General features: G+C 68.9%; 16 protein-coding genes and 1 pseudogene. 8 read left to right on the top strand and 9 right to left on the bottom strand.

Going from position 1 to position 17,072, the window contains the following annotated elements:
• Positions 1 to 367: pirin family protein (locus ACYP33_RS26310; protein WP_459624497.1), on the bottom strand; the 367-nt coding region annotated here is incomplete at its 3' end.
• Between the two features lie 57 nt (positions 368 to 424).
• Complete coding sequence (locus ACYP33_RS26305; protein WP_414448718.1) at positions 425 to 1,189, bottom strand: SDR family NAD(P)-dependent oxidoreductase; 765 nt, start codon at positions 1,187 to 1,189, stop codon at positions 425 to 427.
• 159 nt (positions 1,190 to 1,348) lie between these two features.
• On the opposite strand from ACYP33_RS26305, the gene ACYP33_RS26300 reads away from it, so the two are divergent.
• Positions 1,349 to 2,266: a LysR family transcriptional regulator gene (locus ACYP33_RS26300; RefSeq protein ID WP_459624496.1), complete on the top strand. Its 918-nt coding sequence runs from the start codon at positions 1,349 to 1,351 to the stop codon at positions 2,264 to 2,266.
• A 108-nt stretch (positions 2,267 to 2,374) separates the two neighbouring features.
• Here the strand turns inward: ACYP33_RS26300 and ACYP33_RS26295 are convergent, their stop codons facing one another.
• The 3 genes from ACYP33_RS26295 to ACYP33_RS26285 form a co-directional block, all read right to left on the bottom strand.
• The gene (locus ACYP33_RS26295) at positions 2,375 to 3,334 is read right to left on the bottom strand and encodes a glycosyltransferase family 2 protein (protein ID WP_459624495.1); all 960 of its coding nucleotides are present in this window, start codon (positions 3,332 to 3,334) and stop codon (positions 2,375 to 2,377) included.
• Between the two features lie 415 nt (positions 3,335 to 3,749).
• The gene (locus ACYP33_RS26290; RefSeq protein ID WP_414448721.1) at positions 3,750 to 3,935 is read right to left on the bottom strand and encodes a hypothetical protein; all 186 of its coding nucleotides are present in this window, start codon (positions 3,933 to 3,935) and stop codon (positions 3,750 to 3,752) included.
• 37 nt (positions 3,936 to 3,972) lie between these two features.
• Positions 3,973 to 4,098, bottom strand: coding sequence for a hypothetical protein (locus ACYP33_RS26285; RefSeq protein WP_459624494.1), 126 nt, complete (start codon positions 4,096 to 4,098; stop codon positions 3,973 to 3,975).
• 271 nt (positions 4,099 to 4,369) lie between these two features.
• Here ACYP33_RS26285 and ACYP33_RS26280 point away from each other — a divergent pair, with 271 nt between their 5' ends.
• Positions 4,370 to 4,888 (top strand): ferritin-like domain-containing protein, encoded by a 519-nt coding sequence (locus tag ACYP33_RS26280; RefSeq protein WP_414440630.1) that lies wholly within the window; start codon positions 4,370 to 4,372, stop codon positions 4,886 to 4,888.
• Between the two features lie 75 nt (positions 4,889 to 4,963).
• On the opposite strand, the gene ACYP33_RS26275 is transcribed toward ACYP33_RS26280, so the two are convergent.
• Positions 4,964 to 6,247: a sigma-54-dependent transcriptional regulator gene (locus ACYP33_RS26275; RefSeq protein ID WP_459624493.1), complete on the bottom strand. Its 1,284-nt coding sequence runs from the start codon at positions 6,245 to 6,247 to the stop codon at positions 4,964 to 4,966.
• A 591-nt stretch (positions 6,248 to 6,838) separates the two neighbouring features.
• On the opposite strand from ACYP33_RS26275, the gene ACYP33_RS26270 reads away from it, so the two are divergent.
• The 3 genes from ACYP33_RS26270 to ACYP33_RS26260 all read left to right on the top strand — a co-directional run bounded on the left by ACYP33_RS26270 (position 6,839) and on the right by ACYP33_RS26260 (position 8,718).
• Positions 6,839 to 7,264, top strand: a complete 426-nt coding sequence (locus ACYP33_RS26270) for a CBS domain-containing protein (protein ID WP_459624492.1) — start codon at positions 6,839 to 6,841, stop codon at positions 7,262 to 7,264.
• A 58-nt stretch (positions 7,265 to 7,322) separates the two neighbouring features.
• Positions 7,323 to 7,808 carry a PRC-barrel domain-containing protein gene (locus ACYP33_RS26265; RefSeq protein ID WP_414448726.1) on the top strand — a complete coding sequence of 162 codons (486 nt, stop codon included), beginning with the start codon at positions 7,323 to 7,325 and terminating at the stop codon, positions 7,806 to 7,808.
• 184 nt (positions 7,809 to 7,992) lie between these two features.
• Positions 7,993 to 8,718: an MgtC/SapB family protein gene (locus ACYP33_RS26260; protein ID WP_459624491.1), complete on the top strand. Its 726-nt coding sequence runs from the start codon at positions 7,993 to 7,995 to the stop codon at positions 8,716 to 8,718.
• Positions 8,719 to 8,785: 67 nt separating this feature from the next.
• Here ACYP33_RS26260 and ACYP33_RS26255 read toward each other — a convergent pair whose 3' ends face one another.
• The 3 genes from ACYP33_RS26255 to ACYP33_RS26245 all read right to left on the bottom strand — a co-directional run bounded on the left by ACYP33_RS26255 (position 8,786) and on the right by ACYP33_RS26245 (position 13,594).
• Positions 8,786 to 10,498: an efflux transporter outer membrane subunit gene (locus ACYP33_RS26255; RefSeq protein ID WP_459624513.1), complete on the bottom strand. Its 1,713-nt coding sequence runs from the start codon at positions 10,496 to 10,498 to the stop codon at positions 8,786 to 8,788.
• Between the two features lie 14 nt (positions 10,499 to 10,512).
• Complete coding sequence (locus tag ACYP33_RS26250) at positions 10,513 to 12,099, bottom strand: DHA2 family efflux MFS transporter permease subunit (RefSeq protein ID WP_459624490.1); 1,587 nt, start codon at positions 12,097 to 12,099, stop codon at positions 10,513 to 10,515.
• A gap of 76 nt (positions 12,100 to 12,175) precedes the next feature.
• Complete coding sequence (locus tag ACYP33_RS26245) at positions 12,176 to 13,594, bottom strand: HlyD family secretion protein (protein WP_459624489.1); 1,419 nt, start codon at positions 13,592 to 13,594, stop codon at positions 12,176 to 12,178.
• On the opposite strand from ACYP33_RS26245, the gene ACYP33_RS26240 reads away from it, so the two are divergent.
• The 3 genes and pseudogenes from ACYP33_RS26240 to ACYP33_RS26230 all read left to right on the top strand — a co-directional run.
• Entirely contained in the window at positions 13,581 to 13,895 is a 315-nt protein-coding gene (locus ACYP33_RS26240) for a hypothetical protein (RefSeq protein WP_459624488.1), read from the top strand. The two genes, ACYP33_RS26245 and ACYP33_RS26240, sit on opposite strands and share 14 nt — an antisense overlap.
• A 55-nt stretch (positions 13,896 to 13,950) precedes the next feature.
• The gene (locus ACYP33_RS26235; protein WP_459624487.1) at positions 13,951 to 15,159 is read left to right on the top strand and encodes a cytochrome P450; all 1,209 of its coding nucleotides are present in this window, start codon (positions 13,951 to 13,953) and stop codon (positions 15,157 to 15,159) included.
• A gap of 264 nt (positions 15,160 to 15,423) precedes the next feature.
• Positions 15,424 to 17,072, top strand: a pseudogene (locus ACYP33_RS26230) (hypothetical protein); the annotation flags it as partial.

Raw genomic sequence — 17,072 nt, 5'->3', positions numbered from 1 at the left:
TGGTGCGCGGCTGCAGCCAGATCTGGAACAGCCGCGCCGGCACGTCCTCCTCGTTGCGTTCGGCGTGATGCACGCCCGCACCCGCGCTCATCGCCTGCACGCAGCCCGCCACGATGCGCGCACGATTGCCCGCATCGTCCTCATGCGTGATCGCGCCCGAACGCACCCAGGTCACGATTTCGACGTTGCGATGCGCATGCAGGCCGAAGCCCGCATGCGGTGCGAATTCGTCGTCGTTCCAGACATGCAGCGGGCCGAGCGGCTCGTGCTCGGGCCGCCCGATCTCGCCGTGGCGAAAATGCAGCCGCGCGGCGAGCCAGTCGCGCGAGATCGCGCCAAGCGCGGTAAAGGGACGATGTTCGATCATGATGTGTCGCACTCCTGAAGAGCCGGGCAACGCGTGGTGCGTGCCCGGCCCCGGCCGTCAGATCTGCTGCTGGCCGCCATCGACGAACAGTTCCGCGCCGTTCACGAAGCTGGCGTCGTCCGAGGCCAGGAACAGCGCCGCGCTGGCGATTTCCTCCGGCTCGCCGAGGCGTTCCAGCGGGATCTGCGCCGCGAGGTAATCGGCCAGGCCCTGGCGTTGCGCGGCGTCGTCGCCGGCCAGATCGAGCAGGCCGGGGGTGCGCGTCGCGCCGGGGCTGAGGGTGTTGACGCGGATATGGCGCGGCTTCAGGTCGAGAATCCAGCTACGGGCGAACGCACGCACCGCCGCCTTCGAGGCCGAGTACACGCTGAACGCCGCGGTGCCCGCGCTGCCGGCCGTCGAGCCGGTCAGGATCACCGACGCGCCATCGGCCAGCAGCGGCAGCGCCTTCTGCACCGTGAACAGCACGGCCTTGACGTTGCGGTCGAACGTGTCGTCGAAGTGCGCTTCGGTGATCTCGCCGAGCGGCAGCATCGAACCGCCGCCGGCGTTGGCGAACAGCACGTCGAGGCGGCCGTGCGCTTCGCGAATCTGCGCATACAGCGCGTCGAGCTGGTCGAGCCGGGTGGAATCGACGCGCAGGCCGGTGGCCGCGCCGCCCGCTTCGCGGATCGAGGCAACCGCCGCATCGAGTTCGGCCTGGCGGCGGCCGGTCAGGTAGACGTGCGCGCCTTCGGCGGCGAAACGTTGCGCGGTGGCCAGGCCGATGCCGCTGGTGCCGCCGGTGACGAGGGCGATTTTGTTGTCGAGCTTGCGTGCCATGATGTTTCTCCTGAGTTCGGTCGAATCGGTTGACGCCACCGGTTGGCGGCGTTCGCGGCGGCTTGTGTGCTGCGATGGATGAAGCTTATCGACGCCCCTGAACTTCCGAAATAGAATGGATCGCAAACCAACGTTGCAAAATTGAAATGATGAATGCCCATGTCGAAACTGCCTGATTTCGAAGGACTCGCGATGTTCGCCAAGGTGGCGGAGGAAGGTTCGTTCGCCGCCGCCGCGCGGGCGATGGGCGTCTCGGTGGCCACGGTGTCGCGCGGCGTGGCGCGCCTGGAGGACCGGCTCGGCGCGCGCGTGTTCAATCGCACGTCGCGCCAGCTCGCGCTCACGGAGTTCGGCCGCACGCTGTGCGAGCGTGCCGGCGACATCTATCGGCTGGCCGAGGCGGCCGAGGGCGCGGCGCGCGAGTTGTCGGTGCGGCCGCGCGGCCTGGTGCGGCTCGCGGTGCCGATGTCGTTCGGGCTGCGCTGGGTCGCGCCGCTGATGCCGGGCTTCTTTCGTCAGTTTCCCGACGTATCGGTGGATCTGCATCTGGCCGATTCGACCGTCGACCTGGTGGCCGACGGTTTCGACGCGGCGCTGCGCATTGCGGCGCTGCCCGATTCGTCGCTGGTCGCGCGGCGGCTGTGCGCGGTCACCCAATATGTGGTGGCGTCGCCAGCCTATCTGGAACGCGAGGGGCGGCCCGCGCATCCGCGCGATCTGGCCGAACGGCCCTGCATGTCGTATGCGTATCGCGCGCGCAGCGATGTCTGGCGCTTCACCAACGAGGCCGGTGAAGAAGAACCGGTGATGCCGAACGGCCCGCTGCGCGTGACGAACGCGGATGCGCTGCTGCCGATGTTGCTGGAAGGCATGGCGCTCGCCGAACTGCCCGAATTCATCGCGGGCGAATATCTGGCCGACGGCCGGCTCGAAGGGGTGCTCACCGATTGGTCGCTCACCAAGGGCGGCCTGTACTTCGTCACGCCGTCGGCGCGCGCGCGGCCGGCCAAGGTCGGCGCGCTGTCCGACTACTTCGCCGAACATCTGAGCGAACCGGCCTGGCGCTGGCCGAAATAACGGCGGAAGACGCGCCTCGGCTGACGCATCGCGGGCCTTTGCGCGCCTCCACCGGCCACGCCGCCGACCTTCGGGTCGGCGTTTTTTTGCGCGCGCCGCGCGCCGTCGTCAGGGCAGGCTTGCCGCCACCGGCCCGTGCCGCCCGCGCCACATCATCAGCAAGTGGTAATAGAGGCGCGGGCTGAAGCCGAAGCGATACGCATCGAGGTTGCCCAGCGCGATCTCCAGGCTCGTGCGCGGCTCGTGATTGCGCGCGTACAGCGACACCACGATCGGCACCAGCCGCCGCAACGCCAACCGCCGCGCCGGTTCGAGATCGGGCGGCAGATCCAGTTCGGTGACGAAGTGCCAGGCCATCAGCGAGGCCGAGCGCATCGTGTGGCGCGTGGCCTGCGAGATCGACGCATCGGTTTCGCGATAGCACGACACGAACGCATCGACGAAGCTGATGCGCCGCGCGGCCAGACACAGCCGCGTATTGAACACGTAATCGCAACAGGACCCGTAGGTATCCTCATAACCGATCCGCTTGACCAGCTCGGCATTGGCGAGCCAGCCGTTGTTCGGGAACATCTGCACCAGGCCCACGCGGCCCGGCGGCGCCTGCAAGCCGGCCGTGGCGCGCGAGCGATGGAACATCTGATTGAGCCGGCGCGTGGCCGCGCGGTTGATGCGGCCGTCGTGATCGACTACGTACTGGTTGCCGAACGCGGCGTCGAGATCGGGATGGCGCGTCCATTCCGCAAGCAGCCGCTCCACACCGAAATCGAGCAGGAAATCGTCGTCGTGGATCAGCAGGATCTTGTCGCCGGTCGCGCGCCGGAACAGGTTCGTGACGTTGTGCGCCTGGCCGAGCCCCGGCTGGTTGCGTGTGTAGCGAATGCGCGGGTCCTCGCCGTAGCGGCGGCGGATCAGGCGTTCCGTATGGTCGTCGGGGGAATCGTCGCCGATCACGATCTCGAGGTTGCGATGGGTCTGCGCCAGGCAGGAATCGAGACACTGGCCGATCAGATGGGCACGCCGGTAGGTAGGAATGCAGATTGAAACTTTGAGATGGGAGAGACTCATCATGCACATCCGCTCGAAAGGAAAACGATGGCCTTCTGCAAAGAAGCTTTCTATCGGACGACATGATCGAGAGAAAAAAATATAAAAAAATCCAAAATAAGCGGACGTAAGGGAAGCTCCGGATGCCGCGCCGGGCGTGCGTTTTCGGTTTGAGCGGGAAACGGTCGAAGTGACCGGCAGGCGAGAGAAGAAGGAGACGGCGGGCGGCAATTCCGCCCGGCAGTTTTTGCTGCGCAAACGGCAATGCAGCGACGCGGCGGCGGTAATCCGCGTGCCGTGCAAAAACTACGCAGAACGAACGACTGGCGATCCTGAGGGTTTTGTCGGGACAAACGGGGCCATGCCGAGCGCGACGCAAGACGCGCGAGAGCATCGAAAGGCGCGCTCGACAGCCACTCGGCGTGGCGTCACGACGTTACGGCGTGGTCGCGCCTCGAACCGGCGGCACCGGGTCGCCGTCCGGCTCGCGATACGGCGGGGGCACCTCGTCGGGCTGCTGGCCGGGATCGGGCGACGGCTCGGGATCGGTTTCGGGAATCTCGGGAATGCCGGGTTCGGGGCTGTGCAGGCGGCGGCCCAACGGCAACGGGTTGGCGGTCATCGATGCTCCTGTGCGTGAACGGGATCGGGGATGGCGGTCAGGCGATTCGCGCGACGCAGGCGGCCATCACGAGCCGGCGCGCGCGGCGGCCATCCACCATCGTCGGCATGCAGGCGGACGCCTTCAGCCGCACGCGGCCATCCTCCCGGGCCGCATCGGCCATGCCCGGGCCGCCGGCCCGGCCCGCAGGCCCCGCACATGCCGGCCCCGCCGGGAGACTTTGACAAGCGATTGCAAAAAGCGCCGGCCCGATCGCGCGCTCACCGCGTGCCGTCGTCGGGCCCGCCGCTTGCGTCCTCTCACGCGTGGCGCGCTTGGCGCTTTCCCGGAGGAGCCGGCGTGTCCGATCCCGTTGCGCACGACCGGCCGATCCCGCCCCGCCGCGCTTGCCGGCGCAGTTCGCCGGCCTGAATCTCAATCGACAGGAGTCCGACATGGCCCAAACGAAGCGCTCGGTCGACGAGCATCTGGACGAATGGCTGCGTGACGCGCACGCGATGGAAGAACAGGCCGGCACGATGCTGGCCGCCATGGCGCGGCGGCTCGAACACTATCCGGCGTTGAGAGCGCGCCTCGAGCAGCATCTGCGCGAAACGCAGGAACACGCTCGTTTGATTCGCGAATGCGTGGGGCGGCGCGGCAGCGACGTCTCGGCAATCAAGGATTTCGGCGCGCGCAGCCTGGCCGCGCTGCAGGCCTTCACGGCGATGTTCTCGTCGGACGAGCCGATCAAGAACGCGATCTCGTGCTTCGCCTTCGAGAACTTTCAGATCGCCGCGTATCGCACGCTGATCTCCACCGCGCGCACGGCCGGCGACACGGCCACGCTGACCGTGTGCGAACGAATCCTGCCGGAAGAAATCGCGATGGCGCACTGGCTCGAACAGCACCTGCCCGAGATCGTCAACGCATATCTGGCGCGCGCCCACGAAGACACGCCGGCGCAGCCTTGAACGCGCGCGGCGCGGGCGCGCCGCTGGCATCCCGACGGATGCCGACAAATGCCGACGAAGGCGGCGCGGCAACGCTCAGTCGCGTTCGCCGCCGCCGCGATGCGCCGCGGCCATGCCGTCCTGCACGGTGCGCAGGCCCTCGCCGAGAATCTCCTCGGCCTGCGCCTTGACCGTGCCGTCGTGCTCGTGCTTTCCGCCTGCGTTCATGACGGGCGGCGGCAGCACGTCGATCTGAGCGCCGTCGCTGAAGATGCAGGCGCGCTGCACGAAATTGCGCAGCTCGCGCACGTTGCCGGGCCACGCGTACTGCCGCAACGCGGCCTTCGCGCCGGCGCTGAACGCCATCTCGCGCCCGCTATCGAGGTTGAGCTTGGCGAGAAACGTATCGGCCAGCAACACGATATCGTCGCCGCGCTCGCGCAGCGGCGGCATCGCCAGCGGGAACACGTTGATGCGGTGATAGAGATCGGCGCGCAGCGTGCCGGCCTCGACGGCCCCCGACGGATCGCGATTGGTGGCGGCCACGATGCGCACGTCCACCGGCGTTTCGCGCGACGAGCCGAGCCGCATCACCTGCCCCGTTTCGAGCACGCGCAGCAGCTTGACCTGCAATTCCACCGGCATTTCGGTGATTTCGTCGAGGAACAGCGTGCCGCCGTGGGCACGCTCGAAGAAGCCCTTGTGCTGGCGGTCGGCGCCCGTGAAGCTGCCGCGGTCATGGCCGAACAGCTCGCTCTCGACCAGGTTGGCCGGAATCGCGCCGCAGTTGACGGCCACGAACGGGCTGCGGCTGCGGTAGCTCAGTTCGTGGATGGTCTGCGCGGCCACCTCCTTGCCGGTGCCCGATTCGCCGGTCAGCAGCACCGAGGCCTCGGTGGCGGCCACGCGCGCCAGCGCGTCGTACATGGTGCGCATTACCGGCGAATTGCCGATCAGGCGGCCGAAACGGCCGGCGCGCTCCAGTTCGGCGCGCATCGCCTGCACTTCGTCGAGCCGCGCCTCCACGTGCGCGACGCGCTTGAACAGCGTATCGAGGCGCGCCATGTTGAACGGCTTGATCAGGTAATCGGACGCGCCCTGGCGCATCGCGTTGATCGCGGTGTCGAGCGTGGCGTGGCCGGTGGCGAACACCAGCTCGAACGGCTTGTCCTGCTTGGGGAAATCGTCGAACAGTTCGATGCCGTTGCCGTCGGGCAGCACGAGGTCGCAAAGCACGAGGTCGTAGCGCTGGGTCAGCATGCGCGAGCGCGCCTCGCCGAGCGAAGCGGCGGCGTCGCACGGCAAGTCGCGCGTCTTCGCGAGCGCGACGAGCATTTCACGGGTGTCGGCATCGTCATCGACGATGAGCAGACGGGGCATGAGATCTCCTTGTCCGATGCATGACGGCCGGCCCGCACGACGACGCGGCAGGCACGAACGCTCGGGGAAGCCGGTGGAACAGGCGACACGGACAAATGGGCATCGCGCCGGAAGGCGCAATCGGTGAAAGAACAAGCACAGCCTAAAGGAAAGCAGATCGCGCCGCGGCTTGCGATCAGTTATTTCTATTTGGGTAACGCGAACACATTGTAAAAATCAATTCCCGATCGGCATCTTTACATGATCGTGCCGGCCGGCAAAACGATCGAAGCCGCGCGCAGCACATCATTTCGAGATAGTACCCGATCACCCGGCGGCGGTTTCCGCGCGATTCGGGCTGCCAAGCATCGCACGAAAACTTATCGGCGTCCTGGCCGATTTCCCATCATGCGGCATCCGAAATAATCCGCCCCCGTATCCGGCGGTACCACGCAATCCTTACCATCGCTTGTAAATCGTTCGTGCCGCTGTGCCTCTCGGCGCGGCGGCTGACGGTTTTTCAACGCAATGCAGGGCGTTTCGAAGCATTTCCCCGCCCGGCACGGCCCTTGCATAGTCCTGTTGTTCAGCAGCCCGACAACGGAGACCGCGATGCAACGCATCCGCCAGATCATGTCGCAGGACATCGTGCACGTCGCGCCGAACGACACGATTCATCACGCCGCGCAACTGATGGCGAAACACGACGTGGGCGCGCTGCCCGTGTGCGACGGCCCGCGCGTGGTCGGCATGGTGACCGACCGCGACCTCGTCACGCGCGCGCTGGCCTCGGGCAAGGACGGCGGCGCGAGCGTGCGCGAAGTGGCCTCGGTGCCGATCGCGACCTGCCGCGAACACGAAGCCGTCGGTGTCGTGCTGCAACGCATGGCGTCCACGCAAATGCGCCGCATGCCGGTGATCTCTCCCGACCTGCGGCTGGTCGGCATGGTGTCGATCGGCGATGTGGCCACGCGTTGCGACGTGTCGGCGCGCAGCGCGATCGGCGAAACACTCGATTACGTCTCGCAGCCGCGCTGATGCGGCCGCGCCCGAGGCAACTTCATCCCGTCATCGTTGATTTGAACAGGAGGCCCGCATGATTCCCCTTGGTCCCGAACCCGAACGCGACGCCGTGCATCCCGACGCGCGCTACGCCCACCGCGGCTCCGCGCTGGCCCATCTGCTCGACGGCACCATCGCGCGCACCTCGGATGGCGAGGCGATCGGCCATGTCAGCGACGCGATCCTCGACCTGCGCACCGGCCGCATCGCCTACGCGCTGGTGGCGCTCGCGCCGACGTCTGAGCTGGCGCACGTGCGCCAGCTCGCGGCCGTGCCGTGGGATTACGTGACGCTCGACACCGAGGCGGCCACGCTGATGATCGCGGCGCCGGCCGCCACCGTGCGCAGCGCGCCGCAACTCGACCTGAACGGCTGGCTCAGTTCCGCCGATGCCGTGTGGGAGGCGCAGGTGGTGCGCCACTACGAAGGCCTGAACGCGCCCCCCGCCTCGCGCGCGCGCAGCTTCGCCGAGGAGCTGGGCCTGCGCTCGCCGGTGCGCAACCCGCGCGGGCCGAACTAGTCTCTCAGGCGGCGCTCCGGCGCCGCTGCCGCCTCGTGTCGACAGCGAGGCGTTCGATGGGCGTCGTCTTGCGCGGCGCCCTTTTTTCGTGGGCGGCTGCCGTGCCGGCAAGCTTCGGGGCGAAGCCACGATGGGCATGCCCCTTGCGCGAACAACGCTATCTCTTCGCAACAGGTTCTCGCCCATGCATCCGATGCCGCTCGTCCTCGATTTCGCCGATATCGCCGCCCGGCTTGCCGTCTGTCTCGTCGCGGGCCTGTTGATCGGCCTGAATCGCGGTGAATCGGGCAAGGCCGCCGGCCTGCGCACCACCATGCTGGTGTGCCTGACCGCGTGCCTGGCGATGCTGGAGGTCAACGCGCTGCTCATGCAATCGGGCAAGGGCGCGCAGTCGTTCGCCGTGCTCGATTTGATGCGCCTGCCGCTGGGCATCCTGTCGGGCATGGGCTTCATCGGCGCGGGCGCGATCCTGCGCCGCGACGGGCTGGTGAAGGGCATCACCACTGCCGCCACGCTGTGGTTCGTGACGATGATCGGCCTGTGCGCGGGCGGCGGCCAACTGGTGCTGGCCGGGCTCGGCACGGCGCTGGGGCTGGCGGTGCTGGTCGGCCTGAAGCGGCTCGAACTGCACCTGCCGCACCGGCGTCACGCGTGGCTGTCGATCGACGAGACGCGCGGCGACGCGGGCGACACGCCGCGCACCACGATCATGCTGGATCGGCTCGGCGGCCTGCGCTGCCGCATCCGGCTGACCGGCACGCAATGCCACGCCGCCACCGGCGCGATCTGCCGCCGCTTCGAACTGGTCTGGACCGCGCGCGCCGGCAACGGCCCCGATCCCGTGGAAAATGCCATCGACGCCTTCGTGCGCGACAGCCACGGCGGCGCGAGCTGGTCGGTCAAGGAGTAACGGGCAGAAGCGGGCGCGGGCCATCCGCCGGGCCTCCGCTTCGAACGAGCGGCCTGGCGCCTGACGGTCAATGCGCCGCCGCATCGCCCCCGGTCTCGCTTCCGTCTCCGTTCCCGCTTCCGGCCGCCTCGGGCGGCGTGCCGCCCGTCGCCACCTCGCGCGTGTCGCCGGTGCGCCAGCCGCCGCCGAGCGCCTTGTACAGCGCGACCAGATCGGTGGTGGCCTGCAATTCGCCCTGCACCGCCTGCTGGCGCGATTCGGACCACTGACGTTCGGCGTCGAGCACGTCGAGATACGTGACGATCCCCTTGCGATAGCTGTCGTTCGCGAGATCGAGCGCGCCGCGCTCGGCCCGCGTCGCGTCGTCGAGCGCGGCACGCCGGCCTTGATCGGTGCGATAGACGGCCAGTGCGTTGTCCACGTCGCGCAGCGCCACCAGCACCGCGCGCCGGTAGGCCAGCGCCGCCTCCTTCTGCTGCGCCTTCGACAGCCGCAGGTTCGAGATCAGCGCGCCGCCCTGGAAAATCGGCAACGAAATCGCCGGCCCGGCCGAGTAGAACAGATGTGACCACTGCGCCAGCTCGCGCGCGTGTGTGGAGCGCAGGCCGATCTGCCCGGTCAGCGAGATATCCGGATAGAACTGCGCGACCGCCACGCCGACCTCGGCGGTGGCCGCGTGCAGGTCGAGTTCGGCGCGGCGCACGTCGGGCCGCCGGCGCGCCAGCGTCGACGGCATGCCGACCGGCACCGTGGGCGGCAGCGCGGGCAATGCGCCCGACGCGTCGAGCACGTCGTCGAGCGCCCCCGGCGCGCCGCCCACCAGATAGGCCAGGCCGTTGCGCAAGGTCGCCAGTTGCTGCTCGTATTGCGGCAGTTGCGCGCGAATCTGCGCGAGCCGCGCGTCGGCGCTGCGCACGTCGAGCTGGCTGGTCAGCCCGTGCGCGGCGCGCTCGCGCGTCAGGTCGAGGAACTGCTGCTGCGAATCGGCCAGCGACAGTGTCAGCGTGCGCAACGCCTGCGCGCCGCGATATTGGAGGTAGGTCTGCGCCACCTCGGCCTCCAGCGAGAGCAGCGCGTCGTCGCGGCCGGCCACCGCGGCCTGCGCCTGCGCGCCGGCCGCCTCCACCGAACGCCGCACGCGGCCGAACAGGTCGAGTTCCCACGACGCATCGAAGCCGGCCTGCCAGAGATTGGTTGGCGACGAGATCGAATCGAGCGCGCTCTGCGCACCCTGCCGCACCGCCGCGCCGCCGCCCGGCACCGCGCCGGCCAGCGCCGAGCCGGGCGCGCTGAGGCTGTCGATCCGGTCGTTGATGCCCTCGTCCTCCAGAATCCCCTTCACGCCGAGTTGCTCGCGCTGGTAGCTGGCCGTCGCACGCACGTTCGGCAGGCCCTGCGCCGCCGCCTGATGCAGTTGCTCGCGGGCCTCGGCGATGCGCGTCACGGCGGTGCGCACGTCGAGGTTGTCGTGCGCGGCGCGCTCGATCAACTGGTCGAGCAATGGATCGTGGAACGCGCGCCACCAGCGCGGGTCCGGATCGGCATCGACCACGGGGGTGGAGGCGACGTTGGTGGTCGAGGTGGGTGCCGAAGCCGGTGCCGAAGCGGAAGCCGATGCTCCCGCGTTCGGTTCCGCGCCACTCGCCACGCCCAGGTCGTGCCACTGCGCCGGCGCGTTGGCGTGCGGCGGTTTGAAATCCGGCCCCACCGTGCAGGCCCCCAGCAGGGCGCATCCGGCCATGGCCGCGGTAGCGGCGGCGGCGATCGCGCGCAGGTTCATGCCGTGCCTCATCGTCAATGTCCTCCCGGTCCGCCCGCCGCCTTCGCCGGCGTGAACAGGAATGTCAGTGGAATGCAGGCCGCGCAGAAGATCGCGAGAATCGCGAACACGTCGATATACGCGAGGATCGTGGCCTGCGAGACAAAGGTTTCGTAGAGCCGCCCGTTCGCCGTCTGCAACGCCGCCGAAGGCGACGCGCCGGTCAGCGCGGTGATTTGCTGCGCGTTGCGCTGCAAGGCGTCCTGGAAGTTCTGCGAGAACGGCGACATGTGCTCGGACAGATGCGCCATGCGCGCCTGCGCACGCTCGCGGATCATCGCCGTGGACACCGAAATGCCGATCGAGCCGGCCACGTTGCGGAACATGGTAAACAGCGCCGAGGCGTCGTCGTTCAGGCGTGGCGGGATCGTCAGGTAGGCGAGCGTGGTGATCGGCACGAACAGGAAGCCGATCGCCATCGATTGCGCGCAGCGGATCAACATCAGGTGCCGGTAGTCGATGTCGGGCACCAGGATGCGCGAATAGGCGAGCGACGCGGCCAGCAGCACGAAGCCGGTGGCCACCAGGTAGCGCGTCTGCACGTGCGGCATCAGCTTGCTGACGATCGGGATCTCCATCGTGATCAGGATCGCGCCGGGCGACAGCACCAGCCCGGCCAGCGTGGCCGTGTAGCCGAGCTGCTGCTGCGCGAGCTGCGGCACGATCACGGCGCTGCCGTACAGCACGGCCGCGAACATCGCGATGGTGACGCAGCCGAGCGTGAAATTGCGGTCGCGCAGGCAGGCGAGATCGACCACCGGTTTTTTCGCATAGCGCAGCCAGAGAATCGCGCCGGTGATCCCCGCCGCCGCCAGCACCGCGAAGATCCGGATGAAGTTCGAGCCGAACCAGTCCTCGTCCTCGCCGCGGTCGAGCATCACCTGCAGGCAGCCCAGCCCGATCGCGATCAGGCCGATGCCGATGTAGTCGATGCGGATGCCGCGCTCGCCGTCGCGCCGCCACGGCGGGTCCTCCACCAGTTGCATCACGGCCAGCACCGTCAGGATCCCCACCGGCACGTTGAGCAGGAACACCCAGCGCCACGAGAACGTATCGGTGATCCAGCCGCCGAGCGTCGGCCCGAGCACCGGCGCGACCACGATCGCGATGGCCGAAATCGAAAACGCGCGATTGCGCTGCTCGGGCGGGAACGTGTCGAGGATGATCGATTGCTGGTTCGGCTGCAGGCCGCCGCCGAACAGGCCCTGCAGGATGCGGAACACGATCAGCTGGCCGAGGTTGGTGGCGATCCCGCACAGGAACGAGCACACCGTGAACGCGGCGATGCAGATCACGAAGTAGCGCTTGCGCCCGAGCAGCCGGCCCAGGAAGCCGGAAATCGGCAGCACGATGCCGTTGGCGACGAGGTACGAGGTCAGCGTCCAGGTGGCCTCGTCGTAGCTGGCCGACATGGTGCCCGCGATGTGCGGCAGCGCGACGTTGACGATGGTGGTGTCGAGCACCTCCATGAACGCCGCCAGCGTGACGGCGATCGCGATCAGCCAGGGGTTCGCGGCGGGCCGCCAGGCGCGCTCGCTGGCGGCGGGGTGGGCGGTGCTCATCGGCAATCCTCGCGACGCAATGGCAGAAACGGCAGGAAAGACAGGGAAGACAGGGAAGACAGCGGCATGGCGGCGCTCACGGCAGATGCACGGTCGGCGTCACCGACAGGCCGAGGCCGAGCGGCGGATTGTTCGGCGGCGTGCCGTCGAGCACGATCTTCACCGGCACGCGCTGCACGATCTTCACGAAGTTGCCGGTGGCGTTCTCGGCCGGGAACGCCGAGAAGCGCGAGCCGCTGCCGAGCTGGATGCTGTCCACGTGGCCGTGCAGGTCGAGGCTCGGATAGGCATCGATCGACACGTCCACCTTGTCGCCGATGCGCATCCGTTCGAGCTGCGATTCCTTGAAGTTCGCCGTGATCCACACGCGCGGCGTGACCAGCGAGAACAGCGACGCCCCCGTTTGCAGGAACGCGCCGAGCTGCACGTTGCGGCGCGTGACCCAGCCGTCGGACGGCGCGCGGATCTCGCAATAGGACAGGTTCAACTCGGCCTGATCGCGCTGCGCCTGTGCTTGCAGCACCTGCTGGCGGCGCTCCTCGATGGTGCTCTCCACCTGGCGCAACTGCTGCGGCACCAGCGCGGCGGTGCGGGCCTGCGCGCGGGCCATCGCCACGTTCGCATCGGCGCTGGCGCGTTGCGCGTCGGCCGCGTCCACCTGCTGCTTCGAGGTGGCGCGGGCGTCCACCGCGTGCTGGCGTTGCTGCGCGGCCTGCGCCTGCTTGTAGGCCGCATCGGCCGATTCGATCTGCGCGCGCGCCTGGGCGTACTGCGCCGGGTACTGCACGCGCGCGATGTCGAGCTGCACGCGCGCCGAATCGAGTTGCGCCTTCGCCAGCCCCAGTTGCGCGTCGGCCGATTCGAGCTGGGCGCGGTAGTCGCGCGGATCGATCTGCACCAGCACGTCGCCGCGGTGCACGAAGCGGTTGTCGTCGACGTTCAGGCGCGTCACGTAGCCGGACACATGCGGCGCGATCGTGATCGCGTTGCCGTCGGTGTAGGCGTCGTCGGTGCTGACCTCGTTGCGCGTCAGGAACCACCAGACCAGCGCGCCGATCGCGAGCACCACCACCACGATCGCGAGAATGATCAGCGGCTTCTTGCCGGGGCGTTTGCGTTTGGGGGCGTCGTCGTTGTCGTCGCCGTTGCCGTCGTTGCCTTTTCCATCGCCGTCGCGTGCTTTGCCGCCGTTGCGGCCGCCGTCGCCATTTCCGTCGCCATTTCCATCGCCATCGCCGCCGGTGTGGCGGCGGTCGTCGCCGTCGCGCGGCCCGTCGCGGCGGCCGCCTCCGCCCCCGTCGTGCGCCTCGGCCTCGCGCCCGGGGCCGTCGTTCGCATCGTGAGCGCGCGCGCCGCCGGGCGGGGCCGGGCGGCCGTCGGCCTCGTCGTCGCGGTTCGTGGTGCGCGGCATGACGAGGGCGGCCAGCCACGCCAGCATGCGGCGCGCGGCAGCGGCCGGATCGGGCGGCAACGGAAACAGGATGACTTCGGACATCGCACGGCACTCCAGGGCAGGATCGCCTCGCACGGTCGTGCGCGAGGCGGCATGGGGGCTGCGCAGCAAATCGCAGGCCCGCTCGGGCGACAGCCGGCGAGCCTTGTCCGGCAAGGGTTTGCGACGCATGCTGCACTGCTCCGGATTCGCGGCGGAATCCGCGCGGGCGGTTTTTACAAGCGGGGATGTCGTCGGGCACGGCGAAAATGGCGGGGTGCGTGGCGCGGTTCCGCGATGCGGGATACGCACGCCATGCGAAGCGCCGGCCTGCCATACGAAAATTGATGTGACGATGGAATAAATCGGCCCGGCTTGGTGTTATGGAGGTCACCGTCCCCTCCGCGCCTGCCCATTCCATGAATTTCTCGATGTTTTCGTCGCCGGCGTTCTTCGCCGATCCGTATCCGCTCTACGCGCAGTTGCGCGCCAAGGGCCCGCTGATCGAAATCGCGCCGAACGCGCGCGTGACCGGCGACTACGCCGTGATCGACACGCTGCTGCGCGAGCGCCGCGCCGGGCGCACCTATCTGGAGAGCGTGCGCGTGCGCTACGGCGACGACAAGGTCGACATGCCGGTGTTCCAGATGTTGAGCCGGATGTTCCTGATGATGAATCCGCCGAGCCATACACGCCTGCGCACGCTGCTGATGAAGGCGTTCAACGCGCGGCAGGTCGAAAGCCTGCGCGAGATCGTCGAGGTCTCGACGCACGAGCTGCTCGACGCGATCGCCGCCAAGCCCGCGTTCGACTTCGTGGCCGAATACGCGCAGCCGCTGCCGCTGAACATCATCTGCCGCCTGCTCGACATCCCGTTCGACGACGGCACGCGGCTCGGCCACGCGGCCAGTTGCATGGCCGCCGCGTTCGAGCTGGCGCCGCTCGATGCGGTCATGCTGAACGAGGCCAACGAAGGCGCGCTCGCGCTCGAGCGCTATTTCGAGGGCGTGATCGCGGCGCGGCGCGGCCAGCCCGGCGACGACCTGATCTCGGCGCTGTTGAGCGTGGAGGACGAAGGCGAGACCTTCGTCGAAAAGGAAGTGATCGCCAACGTCATGCTGCTGTTCATCGCCGGCCACGAAACCACCTCGAACGCGCTCGGCAACGCGATGATCGCGCTGTTCCGCCACCCCGACAGCCTGGCCGAGCTGCGCGGCGACCCGGCGTTGCTGCCGTCGACGATCGCCGAATGCCTGCGCTACGACAGCTCGGTGCAACTGACGGTGCGCGCCAGCTTCGACGATATCGAGGTGGCCGGCCAGATCCTGCCGCGCGGCACGATGGTGTTCATGCTGATCGGTTCGGCCAACCGCGATCCGGCCGTGTTCCCCGAGCCGGACCGGTTCGATATCCGGCGCGCGAATGCGAAGGCCGCGCCGGTGTTCGCGGGCGGCATCCATTACTGCCTCGGTGCGCGGCTCGCGCAGATGGAAATGGAGATCGCGATCGGCGCGCTGCTCGCGCGCTTCCCGAACTTGCAGCCGGTGAACCTCGACGCGCTCGAATGGCGTCATCGCAACACGCTGCGTGGGGTGAAGGCGCTGCCGATGACGACTGGGGTGGTCTGAGGGGTTTCGGGGGCGCGATCTGGCGGGTCGGCGGGTCGGCGGGTCGAGCCTGGCTGCCGGGAAGCCTGGCTGCCGGGAAACTTCGGGTTTCGCGATCGGGGTTCGGCTTTCGGCCGGCGCGAGGCGCGCGGCCGGGTTAAACGTGTTAAGTCACCGAACTTGTCTCGCCGCAAGACGCCGGACTGCCGCGCCCCGCCTCGATTGCATCGAACGCATCGGCCGGGCGAGACCGCGCCACCCGGCTCTTTACCGGAATCACGCCCGATGCCCCTCAACTCGCTGAACAATTCGTCCAGAATCGACCGGCCGTCCACGCCGACGACCGGCCCGGGCAACGGGCATGCCGGCGCACCGACGCCAGCGCCCACCGGCGCGGCAAGCCAGCAGGCGTCCGGTTCGGCCACGCTGCAACGGCTCGGCGCGGTGCGGCGGCCCCAGCGTGCCAAGACGTCCGGCGCGGGGCAGGCGAAGGCGGGCAGCGAGGCGCGTGAGGAAGCGTCGTCATCGGGCGATCACGCGCAACTGTCGATGCCGGCGAACATGGCCGCGCTGCTGGCGGGTTCGGAGGGCAAGCCAGGCGCGGAAGACAAAACGACCGCCACGCCGACGCCGCCCAGGCAGGAGACCGAATCCAAGCCGGATTCGCAGGATTCGGCGCCGGCCATGCAGCAGCGCCCGGAATCGGCCGCCGCCACCGCGTCGGCGAGCCCCACGGCATCGCAATCGGCCGCACCGGCCGTGCCGCCGCGCCCGCCATCGGCCTCATCGCGTCCGCCCGGCACACCGCCCCCGCTTCCCGCACGTCCGCGTCCGTCGGGCACGCCGCCGCCGATTCCAAACGCCACGCGTCCGCAAGGCGCACCGCCGCCCATCCCGCACGCCACGCGTCCGCAAGGCGCGCCGCCGCCAATTCCTAACGCGACGCGTCCGCAAGGCACACCGCCGCCCATCCCGCACGCCACGCGCCCGCAAAGCGCGCCGCCGCCGATTCCGCACGCCACGCGTCCGCAAGGCGCGCCACCGGCGGCCGCTCAACCGCGCCCCGACAACGATCTCGCCGCGCTGCTCCAGGAGGATCTGGCGCCCGTCGGCGACGCGCCGCCGGCCTACACGGCGCTGCCGCAAGACCCGGTGCAGAACGCCCACCTGTGGGCGGGCCAGCTCAATGTGATGAGCAATTACGCGCCGGACCCGGCCACCCACATCGACGACCTGCTGCAACTGATGGGCAGCCGCCCGATCAGCGAGGCCAACGCGGGCCACGTGAGCCTGCCCGACCTGCCCCCGGGGCAACGGGCCGCCGTGGCCGAGCAAGCCGTGCAGACGCTCTGCAAGACGATCGCATCGATGCCCCCCAACACGCTCAAGGCGCGCGACGTGCACGGCGCGATCGCTGCCGCGCAGCACGTCACGCCGCTGGCCCAGCGCGCGGTGCTGCTCGGCGATCTGGCCAAGATGCTGAACAAGGTCGATTCGCGCGGCGCGCACCAGTCGGCGTTCCGCGCGATCAGCGATCAGGTCCACCTGCTGCCGCCGCAAGACCGCATGCAGGTGCTGAACGGCCTGGCCCTGAACGCGTTCCACCCGGAATTCGCCGACTCGCCCGGCGCCGGCCAGGATGCCGCCGCCAACATGCGCGCCGTGATGAACCATCTCGCGCACGTGCCGCCCGACATGCGCACGCCGCACGAAACGGCCATCGTGCTCGACACGATGGCCGGCTGGATGCCCGACATGATGGCGAACACCCCGCCGAGCCACTGGCAGCCGCTGGTGCACGAGCTGATGCAGGAGGCCGGCAAGCTGCCGCCGGAGGAAGGCGCGTTCATCACCGACACGGTCGGCAAGGCGTTGGACATGATGAAGCCGGGCGGCCCGCTGCAAGGCGTCGACATGCAGGCGCTGCTGCTGGT

The organism is Burkholderia sp. 3C (genome assembly GCF_054589155.1).
This window is presented reverse-complemented; position numbering and strand designations above follow the sequence as displayed.

Bases quoted from the DNA above. Each gene is read 5' to 3' on its own strand.
- ACYP33_RS26305 (WP_414448718.1), bottom strand. From the start codon at position 1,189: ATGGCACGCAAGCTCGACAACAAAATCGCCCTCGTCACCGGCGGCACC.
- ACYP33_RS26245 (WP_459624489.1), bottom strand. From the start codon at position 13,594: ATGTCCGAAGTCATCCTGTTTCCGTTGCCGCCCGATCCGGCCGCTGCC.
- ACYP33_RS26270 (WP_459624492.1), top strand. From the start codon at position 6,839: ATGCAACGCATCCGCCAGATCATGTCGCAGGACATCGTGCACGTCGCG.
- ACYP33_RS26255 (WP_459624513.1), bottom strand. From the start codon at position 10,498: ATGAACCTGCGCGCGATCGCCGCCGCCGCTACCGCGGCCATGGCCGGA.
- ACYP33_RS26285 (WP_459624494.1), bottom strand. From the start codon at position 4,098: ATGGCCGATGCGGCCCGGGAGGATGGCCGCGTGCGGCTGAAGGCGTCC.
- ACYP33_RS26250 (WP_459624490.1), bottom strand. From the start codon at position 12,099: ATGAGCACCGCCCACCCCGCCGCCAGCGAGCGCGCCTGGCGGCCCGCC.
- ACYP33_RS26265 (WP_414448726.1), top strand. From the start codon at position 7,323: ATGATTCCCCTTGGTCCCGAACCCGAACGCGACGCCGTGCATCCCGAC.
- ACYP33_RS26290 (WP_414448721.1), bottom strand. From the start codon at position 3,935: ATGACCGCCAACCCGTTGCCGTTGGGCCGCCGCCTGCACAGCCCCGAA.
- ACYP33_RS26275 (WP_459624493.1), bottom strand. From the start codon at position 6,247: ATGCCCCGTCTGCTCATCGTCGATGACGATGCCGACACCCGTGAAATG.
- ACYP33_RS26240 (WP_459624488.1), top strand. From the start codon at position 13,581: ATGACTTCGGACATCGCACGGCACTCCAGGGCAGGATCGCCTCGCACG.
- ACYP33_RS26300 (WP_459624496.1), top strand. From the start codon at position 1,349: ATGTCGAAACTGCCTGATTTCGAAGGACTCGCGATGTTCGCCAAGGTG.
- ACYP33_RS26295 (WP_459624495.1), bottom strand. From the start codon at position 3,334: ATGAGTCTCTCCCATCTCAAAGTTTCAATCTGCATTCCTACCTACCGG.
- ACYP33_RS26235 (WP_459624487.1), top strand. From the start codon at position 13,951: ATGAATTTCTCGATGTTTTCGTCGCCGGCGTTCTTCGCCGATCCGTAT.
- ACYP33_RS26260 (WP_459624491.1), top strand. From the start codon at position 7,993: ATGCATCCGATGCCGCTCGTCCTCGATTTCGCCGATATCGCCGCCCGG.
- ACYP33_RS26280 (WP_414440630.1), top strand. From the start codon at position 4,370: ATGGCCCAAACGAAGCGCTCGGTCGACGAGCATCTGGACGAATGGCTG.